The organism is Citrobacter sp. Colony219, assembly GCF_019382635.1.
Lineage (GTDB): Bacteria > Pseudomonadota > Gammaproteobacteria > Enterobacterales > Enterobacteriaceae > Citrobacter > Citrobacter youngae.
On the sequence record NZ_CP080033.1, the window covers coordinates 688,029 to 688,689 of the forward strand.

The window sequence follows — 661 nt, forward strand, 5'->3', positions numbered from 1 at the left end:
TTGTCTATGCACTTTGATGGTGTCGGGTACGGTATTTGTCGATCAGCACCGCTATGATGATCACCGCCCCTTTGATCACCAATTGCCAGAAATAGGAGACGCCCATCAGCGTCATGCCGTTATTCAGCGTGGCGATGATCAACGCCCCCACCAGCGTGCCAGTGATGGTGCCGATCCCGCCAACAAAGCTGGTGCCGCCGAGGATCACCGCCGCGATGGCGTCCAGCTCGTAACCCATACCTAAGTTGCCGTTGGCGCTGTACAGCCGCGAGGCGCTCATCACCCCGCCAAGACCTGAGAGCAAACCGCTCATGCCGTAGACGAACAGCAGCACCAGCCACACTTTGATCCCGGTTAAGCGCGCGGCCTGCATATTGCCGCCAACCGCATAGATATGAACGCCGAGTGTGGTGCGCCTAAGAATGAACCAGCACACCACCACCACCGCCAGCGCAATGACCACCAGCCATGGAACCGGGCCGAGATAGTTGTTGCCGATCCACTCAAAGCTGATGTTGGAATTAATCACCGTCGTGCCATCCGCCAGCAGATAGGCCGCGCCGCGCAGCGCCGTATAGGTTCCAAGCGTGACGATAAACGGCGGCAGGCCGGCAAAAGCGACCAGCGCACCGTTAAACAACCCCAGCACCATGCCGAGCAT

General features: G+C 58.9%; 1 protein-coding gene. It reads right to left on the reverse strand.

Going from position 1 to position 661, the window contains the following annotated elements; genetic code table 11:
- Window positions 1-4: 4 nt before the first annotated feature.
- Window positions 5-661 (reverse strand): ribose ABC transporter permease (locus tag JTI85_RS03050; protein ID WP_255575061.1); only part of this gene is annotated, 657 nt, incomplete at its 5' end.